Origin of the sequence: Actinomadura sp. RB99 (assembly GCF_014706005.1) — a bacterium.
GTDB lineage: Bacteria > Actinomycetota > Actinomycetes > Streptosporangiales > Streptosporangiaceae > Spirillospora.
The window spans coordinates 20,843-45,125 of record NZ_JABMCA010000044.1 but is presented as its reverse complement, the minus strand read 5'-3'; the positions used below and the strand labels follow the sequence as shown (position 1 = coordinate 45,125).

Sequence of the window (24,283 nt, the reverse complement as noted above, 5' to 3'; positions counted from 1 at the left end):
CCGGCCGGTCATTGCGCCTGCGCTACCTCCACAACCCGGAGGTGTACGCCGAGCTCCTCGCCGTCGAGAACCTCGCCACGGAATGGAGACTCGCTCAACGCGCCGGTAGCGATACCGCTACGAAATTCGCCGTTGACCAGGCACAAGGCGGACAGTTGGTCACAGCACGGGAAGCCGCGGAACTCCTCGGAGTGCAACCGGTCACCGTGCGCCGAGCCTGTGCTGACGGCCGCATCGCCGCCACCCGGCCCGGACATGACTGGCTCATCCCCATCGGCGAGGTAGCCGCGTGGGCGACGCGCAGGAGGCGCACAGGTGGCGACGAAGACGGACCCCGTCCAGGACGCTAGGGAAGCGCTGGAACGCGCGCAGCGGGCCCGAGACGAAGCCGCCGCGGCGCTGGAGTCGTTCAAAGACCGCATCCTCGCCGGCGACGATGACGTGTCCCCCCGCGACTACGGAGACGCCGCGCTCGCAGCCGAGCACGCCGAACTCAAGGTGCAGGCCGCCGCGCTCACCGTCCACGCCGCGGAACGCGAAGCACGGCACCGCACCCTCGAGGAGCTGCGCGCCGAGATCATCGCCGAGAGCGGCACCGCCGAAGAGGCGCTCAAGGAATGGCAGGACGTCCGCGACGCCGTCTCCCGGCTCGTCGCGCGCCTCCACACCCGGCACCGCAACATCCCACGGTGGACGCGTGACATGCACCGCGCCGGCGTCCCCGAGCGGAGCCCGAAGGTCGGTCCCGAACCCGAGCACGCCGGACTCGGCTGGTCCCGCGCCGGCATGGGCACCGGTGACTCGGTGTTCGTCGGCGACCGCCGTATCCAGCCGATCGAGCCGGGAATGCTCATCGGCTCCGCCGCGTACGCGGGCGCCAAGGCCGCCGGCGTCGGATACCTGCGCATCACCGAGAACAAGCAGATCGAGGACGACCCGGAGCGCTGGTTCCGCTCCCGCTACTGACAGGACCGCAGATGTCGACTGACCCGATACGCCAGGCATGGGCGAAGTTGAAGTCCCGCAACGCCCTGCAGTCCATGGTGCCGCGCTCGGTGGACGACCCGCCTCTCGTCCAGCAGCCGGACCGCAGCGAGGACGACCGGACCGGCGAGAAGCCAGCGGAGGAGTACCCGCCACCCACCGTCAACGACTACATGCGGTACACCGCAGACCAGGTCAGGCGCCGATGACCGCTCGGACTGGTTACCCGAGAGGAGGCGGGCGCCGGGAGGGTTTCGACCTCCTTTCCCCAACCGGCGTCGCGGTCACCAGTAAGGGGGACGGCCGGGCCGATTGGTCTTCGGGCCCGGCCGTCCCCACCACACAGGAGACACAGCGATGACCGATGAACCGGTGATCCCACCTCACCTACTCACCTACCGCGATGAGGACTGGATGCCGCGTGTAGAGGACAGCGTCACGTTCCCCGCGCTGCGGGCCCGGGAGCTGCAGCGCATCGCACAAGACCGATGGGCCAACGCTCACGGCATGTGGCGCGACCGCTTCGAGGCACTCCAGGCCAAGCAGCAGGGGCAGACGTGAGGGTCACCGCCGGCGCACCGTACACCGCATGGTCGGTCGGACCGCTCGCCACCGGGTGGACGGTCGGCACGCTCACCGCATCATCGGAGGACACCGCATGGCACGACGCATCCAGTCCGACCCGCGCGACCGCAAGACGACCGGGTCATGGCGCACCACACCCATGCCCACCGACTGGCCAGCCCGCGTCCGAGCCGTCCTCTCACGCGACCAGTCATGCCGATGGCAGATCAGTCTCATCCCCGGCGACCTCTGCGGGTCCGTCGAGCGCCTCGAGGTCGACCACATCGGCGACCCCCGAGACCACCGGCTGGAGAACCTCCAAGCCTTGTGCCGCCGGCATCATGCACTCAAGACCGGACGGCAGTCAGCCGCAGCCCGCAAAGCCAAGCGCGCCTCCCGGACCCGGCCGGCCGAACGCCACCCCGGACTCATCGAGTGACCGTCCGACTACCCTGGGCTACGTCCCTTTTGTCCGTTTTGACGGGAGACCGTAGCCGTATTGCGCTGGCCCCTCGCTGGACCCTGAAACGAACGAAGGTCGGTGATCATGGCCGATTCACGGCTACCGAGAGTGCCCACCGGGACCGGTTCGTCCGGCCGGCGGCTGTGGTCTGAGGTGCTCGGGGAGTACGAGCTCGAGGAGCATGAGCTCGCTCTGCTGCGGGAGATGGTCCGGACGGTCGACCTGTTGGACGACCTTGACGCGCAGGTCCGCAAGGACGGGCTGATGGTTGAAACCGCAGGTGGTGGGCGGCGCGTGCATCCGGCTGCGGTGGAGGCGAGGCAGACCCGCATCGCTTTGGCGCGGCTGTCGGCTGCGTTGCGGCTCCCGGCCGGCGAGGAGGGAGACGAGCAGCAGACCGCGCGGCCCCGTCGCCCACAGCGCCGTGTCGGTGTCCGCGGCCCGTACCGGATGAGGCCGGTGTCATGAGGCGCCGGAACGCCCCGGAAGACGCCGGAAAGCGGCCTCCAGAGGCGTTGAGACGGTTCCGAACGGCCGATTGGCTGCGTTCTGGTGACGTCCTGCCGGGTGAGGAGTGGGCGGTGCTCGGTGGGCGGCTGTGGGGCCGGTACTGCGCTGCGAAGCGGGCGTGGGCTGCGGAGCGTGGGCTGTCGGCGAGGGAGATGGACGAGTTGTGCAGGGGCAGGGATGCGGCGTAGGGGCGGCCGTGTCGACGACGCTGCGTTGATGCACGAGCTCGGGTTGAACGCGGCGGCTGCGTCGTGGATGGGCCTGTTGGGGAACCCTGCGGGCGCCCGGGAGTGTTACGCGCGGGTGGTGGAGTTGGCGGCCCGGCTGCAGTTGCCGGCGCCGCCGCCGTTCGATGAGTTCGTGCGGCGGGACCACAGTGCGCGGGATTGGCCGTTGGATGTGTGGCGCGACAAGTGCGGTCTCTGACGACTCCCAGACCTGTACAGGGGCCGCGCGGCTTCACAGTGCCGGGCTCGGCTGGTGGGGTGCGGGGGCGCCCGCCAGGTACGAGACGACCCCCGAACCTGGGCCGCTGGTTCGGGGGTCGTGGCACCGCGGCCCGGGGTTCGGGGGTTCAGACCACCCCGGGCCGCGGCTGTCTCAGGTGAGGAACCGCTCAACCACTGCGGTTGGGTCGGTGAGCGTGGGGAGGTAGAGCTCCCTCACGCGGTTCTTGCGGATGATTCCGCGCCACCATCCGGGCCGGTCGGTCTGGTAGACGACTGCGATGATCTCGCCCGTGCCGCGGACGCTGCCGGTGTAGACGCCGGCGCCGCCTTCCACGTCGATCACCGGGCGGGAGATCGGACCGGCACCGGTCGGAGACCCTCCTGGCACAGGGACACCGGAGCCGGTCCTCCCCCCGCTCATCGTCCGACGCCTCGCGGCGTCTTGGCCACAAGCTGAGCCCGCAACTCGTTGGGGTCGTCGGCATCGCAGGCGTCCGGACCGAGGTGCTCGCTGTTCAGCAGCGACCGCGACGCCCACCATCGGCCCTTTGAGCTGACGATGAAGCTCCACGACGGGAACTCCTGCTGGAGCTGCGCTTTCACCTGCTCGGGGGTGCCGGTCAGCGGCTCGGTCTGTGCCATGGGTCACACGATGCAACCGCGCCAGATGCCTAATGTTCCAACTTGGAACCGCGGTCCCGTTGCGTACCGGGGAACCACCGGTTAAGCCGACATACGGGTGTGGATCCGCCGTAGCGGCTCCGGCAGTGTCCGGCGGCAGTCGACCAGGTGGGACACCACCGACCGGGCGGTCGGGTGGAACGTCACCATCTGTGGGGCGATCTGGTCGGCGAGGCCGAGCCGCTTCTCTGCGCGGGCGAGGTCACCGACTTCCACGTTGACCCTCGACATGTCGATCTCGTGGTGCGCGCGGCGTTCGGGTGGCAGCGCGGTCAACGTCTGATCGCCGATCCGCTGGTCCCGGCGGGACGCCTCGTCCATGTCGCCGAGCTCCACCGCGACGGCCGCGCCGTGGATCGCGACGTTCGCCGGCGTGAACTCCAGCCCGTGCACCGGCACGCCGAGCCGCCCCTCTCGTGCCCGGTCGGCTGCCTTCCCCAGGTAGTCCCATGCCGTCTCGCCGCTCCCGCCGCGGGCGGACCGCGCGGCGATGATGGCTGACCGCAGCTCCACCGCCCCGGCGACCTCGCCGGCGTCGGGCCGGTCCGGCTCGATGCTCGCCGCGGCCCGGTCGAGCAGCAGCAGCGCGGGCCGGTACTGGTTCATGCCCATCAGCACCAGCGAGTGCACCAGCGTGACGAGTGGCTGAAGGTGCGGGTCCTCCGCGCGCCGAGCCGCCATGGTCGCGCGGTCGACGAGCGCCAGGGCGTCACCGCCGTAGCCGAGCCGGCGGGTGAGGCTGACGCCGTCGCGGAGCGCGCGGGACAGCAGCGCCCAGGCGCGCGGGTCGTCGGTGTCGTGCGCCCAGTGCGCGAGCTCCTCGATGACCGCCGGGAGCCTCGCCCCGATCTTCGTGAGCTTCGCCTTCACCATGAGCTGACGCATCGTCGCGACTTCCGCGGCGAGGACATCAAGGGCGCGGGGCGGGCCCTCGAGCTCGGGGCCGACGTCGACGTACACCAGGGCGCGGCGAAGCTCGGGGATCACGTCGTGCACGACGTCATCATGGCCGTGCACTCGGTAGGGCTGCCCGTAGATTTCGGCAGGGTCGACGCCGAGCGCGGGGGCGACCGCCGCGACGAACGCCGGCGTCGCGACCTTCTTTCCGGTCTCGACTTGGGCGATGTGGGACCGGCTGTAGGTGGATTGCTGCGCTAGGCCGATCTGTGTCAAGCCACGGCGTTTGCGCGCTCGAGCAAGGCGCATCCCGACGGTGTCGGGGGTATCGTCGGCAGACAAGGGCCCGCTCCTTCCCTGGTAGTCACGGCAATCACCACGGTAGGCGCGGGCCCTCTCGTCTGTCAGTAGCGCAGGCTTATCGCCTGGTCGTGCTCAACGGCGTCCGCGTGCTGGTAGTCGTCCGCCGTCGCGTCGAACGCGGGGCCGTCGACGTGGTCGCGGCAGCGGGTTCCGCCGGCAACCGGAGCGTTCCGGCACCACGTCCGCCGGACGGTGATCTCTTCACAGGCCATGGTCTGATCCTTCGGTTCGGTCCGTCATCGGTCCGAGCCGCGCCATGCCTCGCCAAGGGTTCCGAGTCTACGGGGGTGGGATGGCATGGGGTGGGTCCTAAGGGCCCGGATCAGGTCGATTTAGCGCCTGTCCCGGATCCCCCGAAACCCGAAACATCCGAGGTCAGGGGCGACACCACCCCCGAAACCGGTTTCGGGGGTGGTGAATCCGGTCAGGTGCCGTCGACGGCCGCGAGATCGTCCCACCGGACGCCCTTCGCGCCGCCGCCGGCGCCCCTCTTGTTGATCTGCCGAGTGGTCACTCCGTAGGGCTTGAGGGCGTTCGTCAGCATCGTCGCCGACGCCGACCGCGCCGCCTTCTGCTCCGCGTCGTCGAGCTCGTCCAGCTCCGCGGGGAGCCAATCGGCGTACCGGTCCGGGCGGTACACCGCGAGGGCCTGGACGAGCTCCCACGAGTGCATGGTGTCCTGCCCGGCCGGCCACACCGCCCGGAGGTCGTCGACGATCGTTGTCCGCTCGCCCTCGTTGACCGTCTCCCCGGCCGCCTCGCCGGTCAGGGTCCCGGCACCGATCCGCAGCGCCAGGGCGCGGCGCCCGATCTCCTCCGCTTCGGTCTGCTTGATGAACGCCGCGCGGACGGTGACGCCGTCCCGGCCGCGGGCAAGGATGCCGGTCCCCTGCTCACTGGCAGAGATATCGGTCGCCCGCATCCCGCGTTCGTGCGCGCCCGTCCCGAGGACATTGTTGTTGGCCCGCCAGTCCATCACCGCGAGGCACAGACGCGTCCCGACGCTGGACGCAACCGACGTCGGCAGCGACGCCGCGTCCGGGTTCTGCGTCAACAGGATCAGGATCACCCCGTACGCGCGGCCCTTCTTGATGAGCCGGGTAGCGAGGTCGGTTGCCTCGTCCTTGTGCTCGGCGCTGGTGAACAGCTCTTGCGCCTCGTCGACGACGATGACGCGCGGCCCGAGGTCAGCCTCCGGGTACTTCTCGACCAGGGCGCGGGTGACGCGCCGCCCCTCCGCCGTCTCGGACGCCGGCAGACCCTTGATGAACTCCGCCCGCCGCTTCTGCTCGGCGATCCCCGCGCGGAGCCCGTCCAGCGCGGCCGTCAGGTCGTCGTCATCGTCCCCGGACACGTAGCGGTGGCAGACCCGCCGGACGCTGTCCAAGTCACCGGAGCCTTTGAGCTCGTACACCTCGAGGCGGGCGGTCGGGTCGAGCGCGACGCCCAGCACGATCGCCAGCGCACACGACGTCTTCCCGGACCCGGGGATGCCACCGACCAGCAGGTTGGAGTACATGAGCGTGATCTCGACCAGGTTCCCGCGCGGGTCGAACCCGAACGGAAGCGGCCCGAACACGTCAGCCTGGCCCTCGCGCATGAGCGGCCACAGCCGCCGCGGGGCCTTCGCCGGGTCCTCGCGCGCGACCCAGATCCGCAGGCGCCCCGGGTGCGCGGACCGGTCGCCTTCGGGCCACACGGTGGAGATCGGGCGCCGCATCGCCGCGGCGAGCTTCTCGCGCTTCTCCAGCACCATCGCCGCGGTGGTGGCGCCGGGGAGGTCGAGCTCGGCGAGCCACCCCGGCCCGTCCACTTGGATCGGCGCGGCCCAGTCGACCGATCCCTTGACGCCGATCGCCTCGAGCGCCGTCTCGACCTCGTTGGAGTCGAGCTTGCGTTGCAGCCGGACGGCGACGTACCGGGACACGATCGGGCGGTCCGGGTCTTTGCCGACCCACCCGAGCACCGACAGCACGGCCGCGCCGCCGGCGGTCAGTACCCACGTCGGGAGCAGCACCGCGGCGAGCGTGACCAGCAGCACCACCGGCACGCCGACGACCAGGGTCAGACGGCGCCGCGGACCGGTCCGCCGGGACTGCGTGACCACGAACCGCGACCACGTGTCCGGGTCGGACAGCGCCGCTTTCGCCTCCACCGGTCGCGCTTCCGCGTCAGTGACCCACCGGAACCAGCGGCGGCCCGCCTTGACCGCGCCGCGCGGCGCCCCGGACCACAGACGCCCGACATACAGCGGCGCCCGGACCCCGTGAAAGGCAGCCTCGCGGCCATACCAGCCAGCGACGAACGCGACGTTATCGGCGAACTGGTCGCGGTCGCGGAGCCACAGCGGGACCACCCGCGGCGCCGCGTCCATGCGTGCGCGCCGCTCGGCGATCCACCCGGCGTCCGGGCCGGTGTCGGGCTGGTCGACGGGTTCGGCGAGCACCTCGCCCTCGATCTCGTCGACGTCGACGAGCTCCACCGGGTCGACCAAGCGGGCGCCCGCCGGCGGCTTGTCGAGCGAGATGACCGGCTGATCCGCGGCCGGGGTGAACCGGCGCGGCGTGTGGCCGTTGACGGTGTGCGTCATGCTTGTAGTTCCTCCTGAGAGAGGAACCGGGCCCCGGGGTGCTGTAGGAGGCTGTCCCGGGGCCCGGCTCGGTCTACTTGGTCGCGACCGCGTCGAGCGCGGCGCGGATCTGTACGGCCCGCGGGTACCCGACCCGCATCTCTCGGCGGACCGCCCGCACGGACGGGAGACCACCGGTCGCGATCACGTCGGCGAACCGGTCCCGGGCGGTCGCGATCACCGGCTCAAGAACCGGGTCGGTCTCGTCCGACTCGGGACCACCGGTCTCGCCGGTCGCGACCGCTTCCGGATCGGTCTCGTCCTGGTCGCGACCACCGGTCTCCGACTCGGGGGCAGGCTCGGGAACCCCATTCGAATCTGATGGGATTTCCGCCACGGACTCCGGCTCGGTCTCGTCGTACCAGTCGTCCAGGGGATCGGTGGTCGCGACCGGTTCGACGGCCGCCGGGGGCGTGTCCTCCAGCGCCGCCCACATCGCATACCCGTTCGCGACGCCCTCCGGGCTGTCCGCGTCGGCGACGGTCGCCCGCACGGACACGGACGCGTCCAGCTCATCGGCCGGCCGGGTGACGAGCCGGTGAAGCGTCCGCAGCAGGACCAGCAACCCCAGCATCGACGCGACCGGCGGGACCGCGGCCGTCGCCTGGTCGGAGAACCGGTGCCCGACCGACCCGACGTTGAAGACCAGCGAGACGCCCCACCCGGCCGCGGCGATCCCGAACGGCAACGCCACGTCCGCCCACGACATCACCGACTTCCGCAGCCGGTGGCCCTCGAGCGCCAACGCGAACATGCCGAGCTCACCGACCGCAACGAAAAGGTCGACCAGCAGGGGGAACGTGTCGGCCTTCCACGTCTTGAGGTGGTGCTCGGTCGCCCAGTGGTACAGACCCGCGTACGACTGCGCGAACCCGTCGCCGGTCGCGACCAGGACCACGACGGCCATCAGGACGATGGTCGCGCGGTGCGCGAAGAAGGTGGGGCGCGTCATTGGTCGATCCCTTCATTGGGCATGTCGGCGACCAGGCGCCGCAGCTCCCCGAGCGTCTTCGCCGCCAGCGCCCGCGTGACGCGCTCCTCCATCTCGGCCTGGTCGAGACGGCCGGCCTCGAAGTGCGCATGCAGGACCGTCACGACGACGTCCCGCTCGGCGTCGCCGATCCGGCGCCAGTCGATGTCCGACTCGTGCGGCCCGCGGTACAGGATGAGCGTCACGGCCTGCTCGTCCCGCTGCGGGTGGAGCGCCTCGCGCCGCTCCCGCAACTGCCGCTCGTGCCGCTCGATGCCCTCACGGCGCCGCTGCGTCCACCAGTCGACCTCGCGCCATCCCAGCCACAGCGTGGCGGCGCCGGTCGTCAGCGGCAGCAGCAGCGGCACCGACACGTCGGTGACGGCGGACTCGTACAGCGCCCACCCGAGCAGCGCGACCGCGGCGAGGACGAGCACACCGCCGATCGCGTTCCACAGTTCGGTGTCCCGGCGGTTCACGCGGTCACCTCCGGGCCGTTGGCGCCGACACGGACCCGGCCGGGGCCCTCGATGAAGATGTGCGCCCACGCCTCGAGCGGCAGGGAGTAGATGAGCTGTCCGGTCTCGTCCGCCTGCTCCAGGGTCATCCCGCACCCCAGCCCGGTCACGGTCACGGGCACGCCCCGCACCGTCACGTGCGCCACGTACACCTCCGCCGACCGCATCGCGTTCAGCAGGTGGGAGTGGTACCGGGCGACGATGTGCGCGTCCGCGAAGAACGGCTCGAGCGCCGCCATCACCCGGTCGTGGAGCGTCGGACGCTCCGGCATGATCGCGGTCACTGGTCCGCCTCCTGGTCCCGGTAGTCGAGTGAGACGGCTTCCAGCCACGTGGCGCCGGCCTTGAGACGCCGGTGCGCCCGCTTCTGCGTGATGTAACCGACCGGCGGGTGCTCGGCGAGCTTCTCCTGCAGGTACGACACGGCGTCGTCGACGTCCGGGCGCGCCGCCCCGAGCAGGCTCTCCAGCATCACCACGACGTGCATGAGCCGGTCGTGAAGGATGCGGGTGCGGGTCTCGTCGTGGGCGACGGTCGCCGCGTGTGGGATCGCGATTCCCTCGAGGACCGCGAGGATCACCTTTACGGTCTCGTCGTGCAGGTCCGGGCGGTTCATCACTTGCCGCCCTTGCGGTCGGCAGCGTCCCGGACGGACTTCGGCTCACCGGCCGGCCACGTCGACGACTTCCCGTCCGTGGAGGACTTGTCGACGGTGGCGATGTGGATCTCTGCGAAACTACCCATGGGTCGGAACTCCTGTTTCCGATCAAGGCCCCGGCCGGTGTTCCAGCACCGCGGTTCCGGGGCCGCCTTATGTCTGGCGGCTGCGTGACCTTCCAATTCAGTTGGAAGGTCGAGCCTTGATCGGGGGAGCGCGGGCATGCGCGTCCGCCGCGCCCTCTTTACACCCGCAATATGGCTTGAGGCGGCCGATGATGTTCAACGACAACCAACGGCCGCAGGGTGCTGTCAGGGAGGTCAGAGCAACTCTCGCCAACGGTGCCAAACGAGAGCCAACGGCAGCGTTGGAAGGACGCGGGTTCGATTCCCGCCACCTCCACCAGCGAGTACAGAACGGCCCGACCGGGAAACCGGCCGGGCCGTTCTGCTGTGCGCTCTGTGTCCTGGGCTAGCGGCGGACCTTGAACCTCAGGTGCAGGACGCCCTCGCCCTGGATGACCACGTGGGGGTCCTCCAGGAGGTGCTGGCCGTCGATGGCGCCGAAGTAGCGTTTGCCCGAGCCGAACACCACCGGCACCACGTCGATCGCCACCTCGTCCACGAGACCGGCCGCGAGGATCTGGGCGCCCACGTCCCCGGCGTTCACGGCGACGGTCCGGTCCCCGGCGAGGGCGCGGGCCTTGTCGATCGCGGCCTTCACGTCGTCGACGAAGTGGTACGACGCCTCCGGATGCCAGCCCTCGGGCTTCGGCCGGTGGGACACCACGACCACGTGGTCACCTGCGGGCGGCCGTCCCTCCCAGCCGTTCACCAGGTCGAACAGGGTGCGGCCCATCACGATCGTGCCGATCGTCCGCCACGTCGACCGGACGTACTCCGCCGACGCGCTGGAGACCTTGAACGGGCTGCCCGAGCCGGAATGGTCGTACTGCTCGTCGACGCCTCCGACGATCGGGTCGTCGCCGTTGAAGTACCAGTCGTGGAGCGGTCCGACCTCGTCGTTCGCGTCGGCGATGAAGCCGTCGACCGACATCACGTTGTGCATGATCACTGCGCCCACGGGTTCTCCTCCGGTGTCCTCGGGCCTCGCCTCACGATCCTGTCGTCCGGGGGAGCGACCGGGCATGTAAGAAATCAATCGGCGGGCATCGGGCCGTCGTCCGGCGGGAACCCCGGCTCGGCGGGGAACCGGCGCCGCAGGGCCAGGTACTCCGTGGGGGTGTGGCCGGTGAAGTCCTTGAACTCCCTGGTGAAGTGGGCCCGGTCGAAGTAGCCCGCCGCGTGGGCGAGGTCCGACCAGTCGACGGGGCGCGGGGCGTCCACGGACAGGATCAGCCGCGCGAAGCGGTAGATCCGCGCCACCCGCTTCGGAGTGACCCCGACATGGGACTTGAACTGCGCGGCCAGGTGGTTGCCGCTCACCCCGGCGCCGTCGGCCAGCGCGCCGACCGGGACCGCGCCGTAGGAGGTCTCCAACCGCAGGCCGGTATGCCGGACCAGGCCGAGGCCGCGCGGGGGCGCCTCAGCAAGTCGCGACCGCAGTTCCTCCTCCACGACCCGAATCGCCTCCGAGGCCGACGGGACGTCGCCGACCCGGTTGCGGATCCGGTCGATGGACCGACGCCAGACGGCGTCGACGGGCACCCACCGGTTCGGCAGTTCGGCCGCCGGCACGTCGACGAACGGCGAGAGCCCCCACGGCTTGAAGTGGACCCCGACCAGACGCACCCGTGCCGGGTACTCGAAGAGGAAACGCCTGGTCCACACGCCCATGAACCACCCGTCGCCGAACAGCGCCGGCGGCACCGAAGGATCGGAGTCCCACAGGCGGGCCGGTTCGCCCAGGTTGACGAACAGGTGCGCCGACGGCATCGGCGGCACGTTCATCCGGCGGTGGCGCGGCACCCCGGTCAGGCAGTAGATGTCGTCGATGAGCCTGTCGAGCGGCGGCGCGGGCACCCGGCCGACGTATTCCATGGCCCAAGTCTGTCCCTTCGGCACCGCGCGCGTCGCCTCCCTCCCAGGTCCGGGGTGCCGGTTCCCCATGGAGGGCGATGCGCGGCCGATCGGCCGCCTTCCAGACTCCGAGCATGAAGTCGATCTCGAAGAGGGCGGGAAGCGCGGCGGCCGCCGTCGCCGCCGTCGCCTGCGGTGCCGCGCTCACCGCACCGGCGGGACACGCCGAGAAGCCGGCGCGGGAGCCGGCCGGCTGCGTGCCGGTCTCCGGCGCGGTGTGCGGTTCGGTGCGGGTGCCGCTGGTGCGGGACCGTCCCGGTCTGGGGGACACCACGGTGGCCTACGCCCTGATCAGGCACCGCGACACCTCCCGGCCCGCCACGGGCACGGTGGCGCTCAACCCCGGAGGTCCGGGGGATTCCGCGATCGCGTCCGCGTCCCAGTACGCCCGGATGTTCGCCGGCCTGCTGCAGGACCACGACCTGCTGCTCGTCGACCCGCGCGGCGTCAACCGCTCCGATCCCGTCCGGTGCGGGGCCCTGGCCTCGCTGCCCGCGACCCGCGACGGCTTCGTGCGGGCGGTCGGTGAATGCGGCCGGACGCTCGGAACCCGCGCCCGCGGCTACACCTCGGCCGAGATCGCCGACGACATCGACGCCATCCGGGCCAAGCTGGGCGTCGAGCGGCTCGACCTGCTCGGGGAGTCCTACGGCACCTACCTCATGACGGTCTACGCCCAGCGCCATCCCGGACATGTCCGCTCGATGGTGCTCTCCAGCGCCTATCCGCTCGACTTCGACATGTGGGCGCGTCCCAACGCGCGGGCCGCGCGCCGAACGCTGCGACTGGTGTGCGAACGCAGTGCGGGCGCCTGCGACGGCGACGAGGTCCTGCGCGACGTCGCGCGGCTCGCCCAGAGGCTGCGGACGCGGCCGATCACCTACACGCTGGGGGAGGAGCAGCGGCGGCTCGATGACACCGCGCTGGCCTCGATCGTCTACGGCCTGGCGGGTTCGGCCCCCGAGGGAATCGGTGGCGTGCCCGCGATGGTCCGCAGGGCCCTCCACGCCGACAACGCGCCGCTGATCGAGGCCGCCCGTCAGGTGGCGCCGCTGAGCGGGTCGGCGCTCCGTCAGGACGAGCAGCAGCTCTTCAACCCCGAGCAGGCCGCGGCGGTGATGTGCAACGACTACCCGACGGCCTGGAACCGCACAGCGCCGGTCGCGGCCCGGCTCCGGCAGTTCTCGTCCGGGCTCGCGGCGATTCCCGAGCGGACGTACTGGCCGTTCGGTAAACGAGCCTGGACCGGCGTGAGCTACAGCTGGGGCAACGCGTGCGTGCGCTGGCCCGACCGGCACGGCCCGGTCCAGCCGACCAGCGGCCCCCTCCCCGACGTCCCGGTGCTGGTGGTGTCGGGCGACCTGGACGCCAACACCCCGACCGAGCAAGGCCGGCAGGCCGCCCGCCGGTTCCAGCGGTCCACGGTCGTAGAGGTACCCAATGTCGGTCACGTGGCCGAACACGAACCCAGCGGCTGCGCGGCCGCGATCGAGTCCGGTTTCGTCCGCCGCCTTCGGGTGGGCGACACCTCCTGCCTGGCCGGCATCCCACCTGCGCCAGTGGAGCCCCTCCCGCGGTGAACCGTCCGGTCATGCCGGGAACTGAAGGCCGAGGACCGCTCTCTCGTTCCCGACGAAGAGCCGGTTCCCGCTGGAGACCGCGAAGTCGTTCAGGCCGGTGAGGGACGGAACGGGAGCCAGGCCGGCGACTTGACGGACTCCGCCATGGCGCGGGCCGCGTGCCAATGCCTGACCTCGGTCGCCGTCTCTGCTGCCTTGCCTGCGCATGGCGATCGGCGGCTCGGTCGCGACGTGGGAAATCCGTCTCACAAATCAGATTTACGTACTGATATGAAGCCAACGACGGTCATCTGTCTTTGGAGAACCTGACGTTCGAAATAGAACGTGCAGCTCTATCTCCTCTGCGGGCAGCGATCATCGGTTGAGATGAATGAGGACATGGAAACCCGCGGGGAGGGCGGATCTCCGCGAATTCCGTTCCGTTGCGGTCGGGCCGTTCGCGCGTTCGCGGAGTCAGGACACATGAAGTTCACAGGGGAGCACTCTGCCCGAAACGTTCCAAAATGAAGATCGTCGGCGCATCGACGGAACGATCTTCATGTGGGGAGATCGCCTTGGCACAGATCCAGCGGACGCGGCACGGGCAGACGCGCAGGAGCTTCCTGCGCGCGGTGGGGCTGACCGGCGGTGCAGGCACGATGTTCGCGGCCATGGGGGCGCTCGGCCTCGCACCGGCCGAGGCCACCGCGGCCGCGCCGCCCTTCCGGCCCCTCAGCCCCGCCGACTTCCACCTCACCGGGCGCAGCGCCGCCAGCGTCGTCATCCTCGGCGGCGGCATCGCCGGCCTCGTCTCCGCCTACGAACTCGGCAAGGCCGGATACCGCTGCACGATCCTGGAGCCGCGCGACCGGACGGGCGGCCGCAACTTCACGGTGCGCGGCGGCACCGAGCAGACCGACCTGCTCGGCAACAAGCAGGTCGCCCGCTTCGGCGAAGGGCAGTACCTCAACGCGGGACCCGCGAGGCTCGCCCAGTGGATGGTCACGCTCGACTACTGCAGGGAACTCGGCGTCCCGATCGAGGTGTTCACCAACGTCAACGCCGATGCCTACATCTACAACGAGTCCTCCGGCATGAAGCCCGGGCACCCCATGCGCTACCGGACGGCCAAGGCGGACGTCTACGGTTACGTGAGCGAGCTGCTCGCCAAGGCCACCGGCAGCGGCGCCCTGGACGCCGAGCTGACCGGCGACGACCGCTCCGCGCTGCTGTCGTTCCTGGAGGACTGGGGCCAGATCGGCGGCAAGTCCGACGGCTTCGCCTACAAGGGCGGCACCAACCGCGGCTTCGGCGTCTACCCCGGCGCGGCCGGTCAGCCCGGCACGCCGCTGGGCGCCGTTCCCGGCGTCTCCGACGTATTCGCGTCGGCCGTCGGACGCTACTTCTCCTTCGAGTTCGAGTACGACCAGGCGATGCTGATGTTCCAGCCGGTCGGCGGCATGGACCAGATCCCCAGGGCGCTGACGCGCGCCATCGGCCCCGGCAAGGTCAAGCTGGGCTGCGCCGCCTCCCGTCTCGTGCAGCGGCCGGACGGCGTGACCGTCCACTACACCGACGCCGCGGGCCGCCAGAAGACCCTGGACGCCGACTACTGCGTCGCCGCGATGCCTCCGCACCTGCTGGCCGGGCTCCCGCACAACCTCGGCGACGACGTCCAGGCGGCCCTGCGGGCCATCACCCCCGCCTCCGCCAGCAAGATCGGACTGGAGTACCGCAGCCGGTGGTGGGAGACCGACCACCGCATCTACGGCGGCATCACCGAGACCGACCTCGACCTCACGCATGTCTGGCACCCCTCGCACGGCTTCCACGAGAGGCGGGGTGTCATCGTCGGCTACTACAACTACGACGAGACCGCCGACAAGTACGGCAAGATGACCCCGCGACAGCGCCAGGAACGTGCCGTCACCCTCGGCGAACGCATCTACGGCGCCAAGTACCGGACAGAACTCGCCTCGTCCTTCTCCCAGTCGTGGCGCTACATCCCGCACATCGAAGGCGCCTGGCACAACCTCCCCGGCTGGACCCCCGACGCCCCCGTCCTCAAGCCGCTGACCGCGCCCACCGGCCGCGTCCTCTACGCGGGCGACTGGCTCTCCTACATGGACGCCTGGCAGCACGGCGCCATCCTCTCCGCCCGCCAGGCCGTCACCGCCCTCCACACCCGCGCGTTGACGCACTGACCTTCTCGGAACCGCAGAGCGTCGGCGGGCCCGGCTCGGATGCTTCCCGGCCGGGCTTGCGCCGGTCCCGGCCGCCCTGCCCCGGGTTCCGGGGGAGGGTAAGGGCGAAGTGCCCGGGGTGGCGTAGATTTCGCGGGTGAGCGTGGAGCTGACGGTGGGCACCCGGGTCCTGCTGCGGCGGGTGCGAGCGGACGACGAGGCCCGGTTCCTCGAACTTGCTGAGGCGAGCGAGGGGCTGCACCGGCCGTGGGTGGCGCTGCCCCGGTCCGCGGCGGAGTTCGCGGCCTACCTCGCGCGGTTCGACCAGGTGACCGCGGTGGGGATGGTGGTCTGCCTGCGCGACGGCGGGGACCTCGCGGGCATGGTGAACATCAACGAGATCGTCCGCGGGTCGTACCAGCGCGGGGTGCTGGGCTACGCGGCGTTCCTGCCGCACGCCGGCCGGGGCTACATGACCGAGGGGGTGGCCCTGGCCGTCCGGTACGCCTTCGAGCGGCTGGGGCTGCACCGGGTGGAGGCCGACATCCAGCCGGGGAACGCGGAGTCCCTGCGGCTGGCCGCGCGCCTCGGCTTCCGCCGGGAGGGGTTCTCGCCCGCGTACATCAAGATCGACGGAACGTGGCGGGACCATGAGCGGTGGGCCTTGACGAACGAGAGTTGATCGCGTTTATTGATCATGTAAGCCCGATATACCAGTACAAAATACAAGCGCAGCGCCGCGTCTTGGTCTCACCTAGGAGGTCGGCAAGCGTGGGCGTCCGCAGGGACGAACCCGGCCAGGAGATCGAGTGGCCGGGCGCCTTGGACGTGCGCGCCCTCCTCGAACGCGGCTGGCGGCCCACCCCGATCCGCGACTTCATCCTCAAGGTGCACAGCAGGTGCAACCTGGCCTGCGATTACTGCTATATGTACGAGATGGCCGACCAGGGCTGGCGCCGGCAGCCCCGGCGGATGTCGCGGCAGGTCGTCGGGTGGGCGGCGGAGCGCATCGCCGAGCACGCCCGGATGAACCTGCTGCCCGAGGTCGAGGTCGTCCTGCACGGCGGCGAACCGCTGCTGGCGGGCGTAGAGCACCTGCGGCACGCCGTCGAGACGATCCGCGCCGCCTGCGAGCCCGACGTGCGCGTCGGGTTCAGCGTGCAGACCAACGGCGTCCTGCTCGACGAGCTGTTCCTCGACCTGTTCGCCGAGCACGGCGTCAGCGTGGGCGTGAGCGTGGACGGCGATGAGGAGGGCCACGACCGGCACCGGCGGCGCGCGAACGGGCGGGGCAGCTACCAGGACGTGCGGACGGGCCTGGAGCGCCTGACCGGCACCCCGTACCGGCACCTGTTCGGCGGCCTGCTCAGCACGATCGAACTGCGCAACGACCCGCTCGCGACCTACGAGGCCCTCCTGGCGTTCGAGCCGCCGGAGATGGACTTCCTGCTGCCCCACGGGAACTGGGACACGCCGCCGCCCGGCCGTCCGCCCGACGAGTCGACGCCGTACGGCGACTGGCTCATCGCCATCTTCGACCGCTGGTACGGGCGCGACGCCGACCAGGTGCGGATCCGGCTGTTCAGCGAGATCATCCGGCTGCTGTTCGGCCGGATGTCCGCCAGCGAGGCCGTGGGCCTGTCCCCGGTGGCCATCGCCGTGGTGGAGACCAACGGCGAGATCGAGCAGGTCGACTCGCTGAAGTCGGCCTACGACGGGGCCGCCGGAACCCGGCTGCACGTGTCCCGCGACCCGTTCGACACCGTGCTGTCGCTGCCGTCCGTCGCCGCGCGGCAGATCGGCCGGCAGGCGCTGTCGGCCCAGTGCCTCGCCTGCGAGGCGCACGAGGTGTGCGGCGCGGGCCTCTACCCGCACCGGTACAAGTCGGGCACCGGTTTCCGGAACCCGTCGGTGTACTGCCGCGACCTGCTGAAGCTGATCACGCACATCCGCGACGTGCTGAGCCGCGACCTGGACGGCTCGCCCGCGCGGCCCGCGGCCGCCGTCGGCTAGATCGGCGGCGGGTCGAAGTCCGCGTCCAGCCGCCGCCCCTCCAGGAAGACCTTGGCGTCGGGGTGCTCAAGCGTGAGCGTCCGGCGGTAGCGCTGCTCCGTGTCGGCGAACAGCGCCTCGGCCTCCTCGTCACGGCCCAGGGTGCGCAGATCGGCGACGGTGTTGGCCGCGGCCGAGAGCGTCACGGGGTGGTCCTCGCCCATCAGGGCGCTCAGTCGGCGCAGCGTGCCCGAGCAGAGGCGGTACGCCGACTCGTTCTCGCCCAGCGCGGCCAGGTCGCTGGCCAGGTTGAGGGCGACGGTCAACGAGTAGTGGTGGTCGCGGCCCAGCTTGAGCTCCAGCCCGGCGAGCGCGTCCTCGTTGGTCTTCCGCGCCGCCTGCGGGTCGCCGGTGACCCGCTGCAGGATGGCCAGGTTCCCCGCGCAGGCGTGGTTGTACGGGTGGTCGGCGCCGTAGACGCGCGGGTAGCGGCGGACGGTGTCCTCGGCGAGGTTCATGGCCTCCTCGAACTTGCCGAGCGTCCGGCGGATGTTCGCCAGGCAGGTCGCCGCCGCCAGCGTGTCGGGATGGTCGATGCCGAAGGCGCGCACGTACCGCTGGTGGATGTCCTCGGCGATCTCCTGAGCGCGCTCGTAGTCGCCCGCGCGCCGCCGCGCGATCGACAGGTCCTTGCCGGTGCGCAGCGTCCAGGGATGGTCGGGGGTCAACTCCTCGATCCCGAACGCGTAGGCGTCCTCCCCGAGGTCGCACGCCTCGGAGAAGTCCCCGCCGAGCCGCACCGCCCGCGCCAGCCCGGTGTAGATGTTCAGATAGGAGGCGGGGTCGCCCGCCGCCTTCCCCGTTTCGAGTACCTCGAGGTACACCTGCTCAAGAAGGAGACGGGCGTTCGTATAGTCGCTCTTGAGACCGTGGTCGAGCGCGACGCTGTTCTTGGCGCGCCAGATGCTCCACTCGTCGTCAGGGAATTTCGACTCGAAGCGGCGGAGCACGTCGTCGTCGATCTGATGCGCCTGCTGGAAGTCGCCGCTCGCCCTCAGGTCCGTCGCGCGCCCACGGAGCGCGCGCAGCGTGGTGTCGTGATCGAGGCCGAGCGCTTTCTCGGCCATGGCGAGAGTCTGCGCCCCGAGCGTGGCGGCTTCCTCGTACAGCCCCAGTTCGCGGGTGATGTTGCACATTTCCACGCGCAGTTTCAGGACGTCCTCGTGGTCGGTCCCCGACGAGGCCGTCCACACTTCGAGGAACGACTCCGCGAACGACTGAGCGGAGGAGACGTCTCCCGAGGCGTACAGGTACGTGATCATCTGGAGGCAGAAGTCGCGGACCGAGGGCTCGGAGCATTCGGCGACGCCCGCCGGCTCCATGTGCCCGAGCGCGTTCAGGAACTTGCCCCAGTTGCTCGAGTCGTTCGGATTCGGCGGCGTGTAGGCGGCCAGCAGCAGGTGGACTTCGTGCCGGAGGCGCTCCTGGTCCGCTTCCGAGACCTCGTCCCGGACGAGAGCCTGGATCAGCCGGTGGACCTGGATCGTCCGGGCCGGAATGTCGAGCCTCGCCAGAGCGAAGCGCCCCAGTTCGCCGATGGCCCGGCTCAGCTTGATGGGGTCCCTGATCAGGGTCGTGAGCCCTGGGCTGAGACCGGGAACGACCTTGCTGAAGCTGTCGCGCGGAATCGGCTCCGGACCGAAGAACGCGCAATAGCGCAGGAGGTCCAGCGCCTCGGGCATCTTCTCTTCCAGGCTGGCGACGGAGAGCGCCCAGGCGGCCGTCATCGACACCGGATACTCGGTCGGTTTGCCCTGGGAGAGCAATTGGCTGGTGTGCTCTTCGAGGAGCTGCAGATACTGCTCCACCTGGATGCCGGTCTCCGCGTGGAGCGCCCCGGCCTGCTCCAAGGCGAGCGGGAGGTCGCCCAATTCCTCCGCGAGCCTGTCGGCATTCTCCTCGCTGATGCCGCGCGGAACCCGCCTCGTGAGGAACTCGATGCTCTCCTCGCGGGTGAAGACGTCGATCGGGACCGCGTCGACCACGCCCGCCCAGCGGTGGTTCCGCGAAGTGATCAGGACGTGCCCGGGGCCCTGCGGGAGGGTCTCGGTCAGTTCCTCGGGCTCGTCGGCGTTGTCGAAGATCAGCAGCCAGTTGGTATAGGGCTCGCCGCGGCGCAGCGCGTCGAGGACGGCGTTGGCGGCGTCCTCGACGCCGCTCACGGAGGCCGAGGGAAGGCCGAGGGGCTGCGCGAGGCTCGCGAGGGAGGAGCGGACCAGGACGGGCTGGTCGGCCGGGATCCACCAGACGAGGTCGTACGCCGATCTGTACCGGTAGGCGTACTCGACCGCCATCTGGGTCTTTCCGACGCCGCCGAGACCGTGCAACGCGTGCGGGACCACTGCGGTGACCCTGTTGGCCAGGCCTCCGCGTAGTCGCTCGAGAAGGTCCGTCCGGCCGGTGAAGTTCTTGTTCCTGGGAGGGACCTTGCCCCAGATCTGGGGTACGCGATCCGTGGCGAACGATGAATCCGGCTGTGCGTTGGTCACTCGATCCCCCTGCGCCATGCCGGCGCCCCCACCGGACACACCGCATCACGTCGTGGTCAAGTAATTCCGTCAATGAAGATAGTGTATTGAAGCTGCTCGTACCAGTCTGTGTCAGGTGACACGTTGATCGGCCTCCCTTTTTCGGACGCCGTTATACGGCGTTCACAGGCTGTCCGAATAGAGAGGGGCGCAGGTGGCGCCGCTCTGGTGCCCAGGGCCGCTTTTTGAGACCATGGTCCTGATCACCTTGCGGTGTCCGGGAGAAACGCACTGGCGGGACCTCTGTGGCACCGGTACAGAGGAGGTACGGATGCAGAACCGCTCATTCGGCTTCGCCCGTGAGACCCTCGAGGCCGCCACCGCTTCCGGCTTCTCTCCAGGGATGCGGCGAGTCGGATTGGAGCTGTTGAAGCCGGGTACCGCAAGGGCCGGGTTCGACAACAAGATGTCACGGCGGCCGAGCGGGAAGACGGCGGCGACCAGGGCATAGGGGCGAGGCGACGGCGTCCGTTCTTCGGGGCGTTACCGGGACCATTCGGTCGGCCGTGCGCTACGCTCGGGTGAGCTTGCCGGCACATCTTTCCACGGGTGCCTGCTCATGGGACGGAATGATGATCGCGCAGTCTCCCTTCGGCTCTCCGGGTCCGCATGCGGGCGGGCGCGCGCTCGATGAAACGCATCGGGACCTCTTCCGCGGCAGGACCACGGAGACGCGCGAGGTTCTGCGGAATTGGGAGGAGAACCGGCTCACCGTGCTGCACGGCGGCGCCGGTGTCGGCAAGACCTCGCTGTTGCGCGCGGGCGTCGTCCCGCGGTTGCGGGACCAGGACGCGAATGTGCTGCCCGTCGCGCATATCGCGTACCGGCCCTCGTTCCCGGTGGCGGCCCTGCCGGAGCACAACCATTTCCGGCTGGCCCTGCTGGCCTCGTGGTACACGCGCGCGTCGCCCGTGCAGATCTCCGAACTGCCGATCGGCGCGTTCCTGCGCAAGCACCGCCGGGTCGACCGGTTCGGGACGCAGCTCCCCACACTCGCCGCCATCGACGGGGCGGAAGGTCTCCTGCGGACCTCGCCCCGGCACGAACGGCACCGCCGGGAGCTCCTCGACGACCTGGCGGCCGTCATGAAAGAGGAGCCGGACCTGCACCTGCTCCTGGTCGTCCGCGACGACGCCCTCGACGAGGTCCTCGAACTCGCCGGCCGGCTGGGCCAGGAGTCGCCCGCGACGTGTTCGCTGGAGCCGTTGACGCCCGAGGCGGCGTGCGAGGCGGCGGAGGCGCTGATGCGCGGCGCCGGCCGAAGCGACGGCGACCTCGCCGAGGCGCTGGTGCGGGAATTGCGGACGGTCCGGATGGCGGGCGCCGTCCAGACCACCTCACGGGTCGAGCCGGTGCTGCTGCAACTCGTCTGCGCGCGCCTGTGGGAGGACCTGCCCGGCGACACAGAGGTCTCCGCGGACCGGTTGCGCGGCGAGGTGAACCGGGTGCTGGGGGAGTTCTGCGCGCACGGTCTCGCCACGATCGCGGCCGACCAGAGCATCCGGGCGGCGAACGTCCTGTCCTGGTTCCGCGGCGTGTTCGGCGGGCCTTGGGGGCGCGCCGGGGTGCCCGAGTCGCGCCTGTACGACGACGTCCCCAAGGCGGTCGTCGACGCGGTGCAGGACCATCACCTCGTCCGGGCGCGCCTGCGCGACGGGGCGCGGTACTTCGAGCTGCAGCATCCCCGGCTGATCGAGCCGATCGGTAAGCTCGGCGGCGGGGCGGTCCCGATCAGGCGCCCGGGACCTTCGATACGACTGCACCAGGCGCGGCTGGCGCTTCTGGACGGTGACGCGGAACTCGCGCGGCGCCATGCGGAGGCGGCCGTCCGCGCCTGCGGCGAAGGCGGCGACATGAAGGTCCTCGCCACCGCGACCACCTTCCTCGGCGACATCGCCTACGAACAGGGGGACTCCCCGACGGCGATCATGCGCTACCGGAAGGCCGCCACGATCTGCGAGGCCATTCCGGACAACGCCGCGGTCGGCTGGCTCCTGGCCGGCATCGGCCGGATCCTGCTGGCGAGCGACGCCGGAGAGGCCGTCCGGCAGCTCCAGGCGGCGGCGAGCCGGCTGCCGCACGAGCTGTCGATTCAGACCGCGCTGGGCCAGGCGCTCTGGCGGTCCGGGAGGACGCGCGCCGCCCGCGCGGTCTTCGAGGACGTCCTCGGCCACGACAGCCGGAACCGCGAGGCCCTCATCGCCAAGCGCGCCCTGACCGGCACCGCGTAGGCACCGGGGGCCTCCGGCCCTTCGTGGCCCGTGTTCTCCGTGAACAGTCGTGCCCTCGTGTGACGAACGCTGGATTTTGAAGTCCAAGCTCCTGTTCGTCCGGTTTAGTGGCGAAATAGAAGTATGGCGCCCATGGCGTATTCGCTGATCTATTGTCCGCTTCTTGGCGACCGCTCCCCTCTACGGGGACGCATATGTCTGCTGCTAGGATCCGTGCGCGACTGAATCCGGTTGCCGGGAAAGCGGATGAACCGGGTTTCTTTGGCGAGTCCTGGCGAAATTTTATGCTCAGCTTTGACTTTAGCTCGTAATCCTGCTGGGCAATATGATAAGACGTCGGAGCTGCGGAGCGCTCGGACGGTGACCACGGTCGGAGCAAGGAGAGTCAGAGGTGAGCACCGCCCCACCCGAACCGGACGTGCGGGGCGGCGGCGGGGCCGAGGACTCACGGACCGGGGAGTCCGCAGAAGCGCAGGACCGGGTGTGGCGCCGCGATTTCACCTTGCTGATGGGCGGATCGGCGTTCTCGCAACTCGGCACGCTCGGGGCGGCCGCGGCCAATCCTCTGCTGGCGCTCGCGCTGACGGACTCGCCGATCGTCGCCGGCTGGGTCGCGGCCGCGAGCACCCTGCCCGGACTGTTCCTGCACCTGCCCGCCGGGCTGATCGCCGATCGCTGCGACCGGCGCCGGATCATGCTGCGCAGCCAGCTGATCCGGGTGCTGAACTCCATCGTGCTGTTCGTCGGCCTCTTCACCGTCCCCGAACCCTGGCCGTTCCTCGTCGTGGCCGCGGTGGTGGACGGCTCCTGCGCGGTCTTCTTCCGGATAGCGGAGATGGCGGCCGTCCGGCACGTGGTGCCGGACGGCGAAGCCGAGAACGCGATGGGCAAAAGCGAGGCCCGGCACCATCTGGCCCTGGTCCTCGGGCGGCCGGTCGGCGGACTGCTCTTCTCCTTGGGCCATGCGTTTCCCTATGTGCTCGACGCATTGACGTCCTTCGTCTCCGTTGTTTCCCTTCGCTTTCTGCGGACGAAGCATCTCCAGTCCTTTGAACCAACACGGGGCTCGGGCCTCAGGGGGCCGATGCGGAAGATGACCCCCTATTTCAAGGAAGGATTCGGCTGGATAAGCCGCGACCGCTTCCTCTGCTCGTCGATCGTCGCGTGCGCGGTCGCGAACATCGGCTTCCAGATCATCATTCTGCTGCTCGTCGTCGAGGCCGAGCGGAATCACCTCTCCGGGTCGCTCATCGGCACGCTTCTCGCGACGTCGGGGGTCAGCGGTTTCCTGGGGGCCATGACCGCGCCCGGAATCGTGCGGCGCTTCCGGCCGCAGGCGACGGTCAAGTGGTGTGTGGCGGCCTGGCTGCCGTTCGTGGTGATCGTGGCGATGGCGGGCGATCCGGTGATCGGAATGTGCGCCTGGGGGGCCTGCAGTTTCATGGGGGCCTACATCAACGTCGCCCTGGCGGTGCACCAGAGCAAGGCCATTCCGAAAGACGTCCTGGGCCGGGTGGAGGGGGTCCTCCAGTTCCTGACGACGGGCGCCGTGACGCTCGGGGCCTCCGCCAGCGGTTATGTGATCAAGTTCTTCGGCCCCCGTCCGACGGCCTTTCTCGTGGCCGGAACGTTCCTGGGCATCGTCGCCGCCGTCTTATGCCTGGTGCGCAGGCCGAATCCGGCCGGGGAGCCCACCCTCGTGACGCTCCTGTTCTTTCTCGCCCTGGTCGCCGTATGGTCGCTTCCGAGGCCGGATTTCCGGTGGCGGAGGCAGCGCGCGAGGTGGGGCGGGCGTGCGGCGGCCGGAACGGCGCTGCCCGTGCACGGCGCGGCGGTGCCGGCGGGCGAGGACGGTTAGCGGCGAGCCCGCCGGGCGGACATCACCTCCGGGCCGTTCGGATTGTGCTGGGTGACGCATTGCGGACGGCCTGTTCCGGCCGCTTCAGAGTTGCCGGAACGGCATCCATCCGATGGGCGCGGCGGAGGTAGGCTTCCGGCATCGGAA

25 protein-coding genes are annotated in these 24,283 nt (G+C 70.3%); 12 read left to right on the top strand and 13 right to left on the bottom strand.

Annotated features, from left to right (window positions below; genetic code table 11):
* The first annotated feature begins 315 nt into the window (after positions 1 to 315).
* From amrb99_RS31685 to amrb99_RS31660, 6 genes are all read left to right on the top strand, one after another.
* Positions 316 to 966, top strand: coding sequence for a hypothetical protein (locus amrb99_RS31685; RefSeq protein ID WP_190863006.1), 651 nt, complete (start codon positions 316 to 318; stop codon positions 964 to 966).
* 11 nt (positions 967 to 977) lie between these two features.
* On the top strand, positions 978 to 1,193 hold the full coding sequence (locus amrb99_RS31680; protein ID WP_190863004.1) for a hypothetical protein: 216 nt from the start codon (positions 978 to 980) through the stop codon (positions 1,191 to 1,193).
* A 148-nt stretch (positions 1,194 to 1,341) separates the two neighbouring features.
* Positions 1,342 to 1,545: a hypothetical protein gene (locus amrb99_RS31675; protein WP_190863002.1), complete on the top strand. Its 204-nt coding sequence runs from the start codon at positions 1,342 to 1,344 to the stop codon at positions 1,543 to 1,545.
* 97 nt (positions 1,546 to 1,642) lie between these two features.
* Positions 1,643 to 1,987, top strand: a complete 345-nt coding sequence (locus amrb99_RS31670; RefSeq protein ID WP_206700179.1) for an HNH endonuclease signature motif containing protein — start codon at positions 1,643 to 1,645, stop codon at positions 1,985 to 1,987.
* A gap of 108 nt (positions 1,988 to 2,095) precedes the next feature.
* Complete coding sequence (locus amrb99_RS31665) at positions 2,096 to 2,479, top strand: terminase (RefSeq protein WP_190862999.1); 384 nt, start codon at positions 2,096 to 2,098, stop codon at positions 2,477 to 2,479.
* Between the two features lie 258 nt (positions 2,480 to 2,737).
* Positions 2,738 to 2,947 (top strand): hypothetical protein, encoded by a 210-nt coding sequence (locus amrb99_RS31660; RefSeq protein ID WP_190862997.1) that lies wholly within the window; start codon positions 2,738 to 2,740, stop codon positions 2,945 to 2,947.
* A gap of 174 nt (positions 2,948 to 3,121) precedes the next feature.
* On the opposite strand, the gene amrb99_RS31655 is transcribed toward amrb99_RS31660, so the two are convergent.
* The 12 genes from amrb99_RS31655 to amrb99_RS31605 form a co-directional block, all read right to left on the bottom strand.
* Positions 3,122 to 3,313: a hypothetical protein gene (locus amrb99_RS31655; protein ID WP_190862995.1), complete on the bottom strand. Its 192-nt coding sequence runs from the start codon at positions 3,311 to 3,313 to the stop codon at positions 3,122 to 3,124.
* A 74-nt stretch (positions 3,314 to 3,387) separates the two neighbouring features.
* Positions 3,388 to 3,612, bottom strand: a complete 225-nt coding sequence (locus tag amrb99_RS31650) for a hypothetical protein (RefSeq protein ID WP_190862993.1) — start codon at positions 3,610 to 3,612, stop codon at positions 3,388 to 3,390.
* Positions 3,613 to 3,693: 81 nt separating this feature from the next.
* Positions 3,694 to 4,857 carry a helix-turn-helix transcriptional regulator gene (locus amrb99_RS31645; protein WP_277820085.1) on the bottom strand — a complete coding sequence of 388 codons (1,164 nt, stop codon included), beginning with the start codon at positions 4,855 to 4,857 and terminating at the stop codon, positions 3,694 to 3,696.
* Between the two features lie 95 nt (positions 4,858 to 4,952).
* Positions 4,953 to 5,123, bottom strand: a complete 171-nt coding sequence (locus amrb99_RS31640) for a hypothetical protein (RefSeq protein WP_190862989.1) — start codon at positions 5,121 to 5,123, stop codon at positions 4,953 to 4,955.
* Positions 5,124 to 5,335: 212 nt separating this feature from the next.
* Positions 5,336 to 7,501 carry an FtsK/SpoIIIE domain-containing protein gene (locus amrb99_RS31635; RefSeq protein ID WP_190862987.1) on the bottom strand — a complete coding sequence of 722 codons (2,166 nt, stop codon included), beginning with the start codon at positions 7,499 to 7,501 and terminating at the stop codon, positions 5,336 to 5,338.
* Positions 7,502 to 7,574: 73 nt separating this feature from the next.
* The gene (locus amrb99_RS31630) at positions 7,575 to 8,492 is read right to left on the bottom strand and encodes a DUF2637 domain-containing protein (RefSeq protein WP_190862985.1); all 918 of its coding nucleotides are present in this window, start codon (positions 8,490 to 8,492) and stop codon (positions 7,575 to 7,577) included.
* Positions 8,489 to 8,989: a DUF1707 domain-containing protein gene (locus amrb99_RS53385; RefSeq protein ID WP_190862982.1), complete on the bottom strand. Its 501-nt coding sequence runs from the start codon at positions 8,987 to 8,989 to the stop codon at positions 8,489 to 8,491. The genes amrb99_RS31630 and amrb99_RS53385 overlap by 4 nt, the downstream gene beginning before the upstream one ends.
* Positions 8,986 to 9,312, bottom strand: coding sequence for a hypothetical protein (locus amrb99_RS31620; RefSeq protein ID WP_190862980.1), 327 nt, complete (start codon positions 9,310 to 9,312; stop codon positions 8,986 to 8,988). Before amrb99_RS31620 ends, amrb99_RS53385 begins: the two co-directional genes overlap by 4 nt.
* Entirely contained in the window at positions 9,309 to 9,644 is a 336-nt protein-coding gene (locus amrb99_RS31615) for a hypothetical protein (protein WP_190862978.1), read from the bottom strand. The genes amrb99_RS31620 and amrb99_RS31615 overlap by 4 nt, the downstream gene beginning before the upstream one ends.
* Positions 9,644 to 9,772: a hypothetical protein gene (locus tag amrb99_RS52650; protein WP_277820081.1), complete on the bottom strand. Its 129-nt coding sequence runs from the start codon at positions 9,770 to 9,772 to the stop codon at positions 9,644 to 9,646. The genes amrb99_RS31615 and amrb99_RS52650 overlap by 1 nt, the downstream gene beginning before the upstream one ends.
* Positions 9,773 to 10,157: 385 nt before the next feature.
* Complete coding sequence (locus tag amrb99_RS31610) at positions 10,158 to 10,769, bottom strand: dihydrofolate reductase family protein (RefSeq protein WP_190862976.1); 612 nt, start codon at positions 10,767 to 10,769, stop codon at positions 10,158 to 10,160.
* A gap of 74 nt (positions 10,770 to 10,843) precedes the next feature.
* On the bottom strand, positions 10,844 to 11,686 hold the full coding sequence (locus tag amrb99_RS31605; RefSeq protein WP_190862974.1) for a helix-turn-helix domain-containing protein: 843 nt from the start codon (positions 11,684 to 11,686) through the stop codon (positions 10,844 to 10,846).
* A 113-nt stretch (positions 11,687 to 11,799) separates the two neighbouring features.
* Between amrb99_RS31605 and amrb99_RS31600 the strand changes: the two genes are divergently transcribed.
* From amrb99_RS31600 to amrb99_RS31585, 4 genes are all read left to right on the top strand, one after another.
* Positions 11,800 to 13,305, top strand: coding sequence for an alpha/beta fold hydrolase (locus amrb99_RS31600; RefSeq protein ID WP_190862972.1), 1,506 nt, complete (start codon positions 11,800 to 11,802; stop codon positions 13,303 to 13,305).
* A gap of 554 nt (positions 13,306 to 13,859) precedes the next feature.
* Positions 13,860 to 15,488 carry a flavin monoamine oxidase family protein gene (locus tag amrb99_RS31595; RefSeq protein WP_241756109.1) on the top strand — a complete coding sequence of 543 codons (1,629 nt, stop codon included), beginning with the start codon at positions 13,860 to 13,862 and terminating at the stop codon, positions 15,486 to 15,488.
* Positions 15,489 to 15,624: 136 nt separating this feature from the next.
* On the top strand, positions 15,625 to 16,149 hold the full coding sequence (locus amrb99_RS31590) for a GNAT family protein (protein ID WP_347256940.1): 525 nt from the start codon (positions 15,625 to 15,627) through the stop codon (positions 16,147 to 16,149).
* An 89-nt stretch (positions 16,150 to 16,238) separates the two neighbouring features.
* A complete protein-coding gene (locus tag amrb99_RS31585; protein ID WP_347256939.1) occupies positions 16,239 to 17,480 on the top strand; it encodes an FxsB family cyclophane-forming radical SAM/SPASM peptide maturase in 1,242 nt (413 codons plus the stop codon).
* On the opposite strand, the gene fxsT is transcribed toward amrb99_RS31585, so the two are convergent.
* Positions 17,477 to 20,026, bottom strand: a complete 2,550-nt coding sequence (fxsT, locus tag amrb99_RS31580) for an FxSxx-COOH system tetratricopeptide repeat protein (protein WP_190862968.1) — start codon at positions 20,024 to 20,026, stop codon at positions 17,477 to 17,479. The genes amrb99_RS31585 and fxsT overlap by 4 nt on opposite strands.
* A gap of 590 nt (positions 20,027 to 20,616) precedes the next feature.
* Between fxsT and amrb99_RS31575 the strand changes: the two genes are divergently transcribed.
* Entirely contained in the window at positions 20,617 to 22,278 is a 1,662-nt protein-coding gene (locus tag amrb99_RS31575; protein ID WP_347256938.1) for a tetratricopeptide repeat protein, read from the top strand.
* A gap of 391 nt (positions 22,279 to 22,669) precedes the next feature.
* Positions 22,670 to 24,136, top strand: a complete 1,467-nt coding sequence (locus amrb99_RS31570) for an MFS transporter (RefSeq protein WP_190862963.1) — start codon at positions 22,670 to 22,672, stop codon at positions 24,134 to 24,136.
* Positions 24,137 to 24,283: the final 147 nt, after the last annotated feature.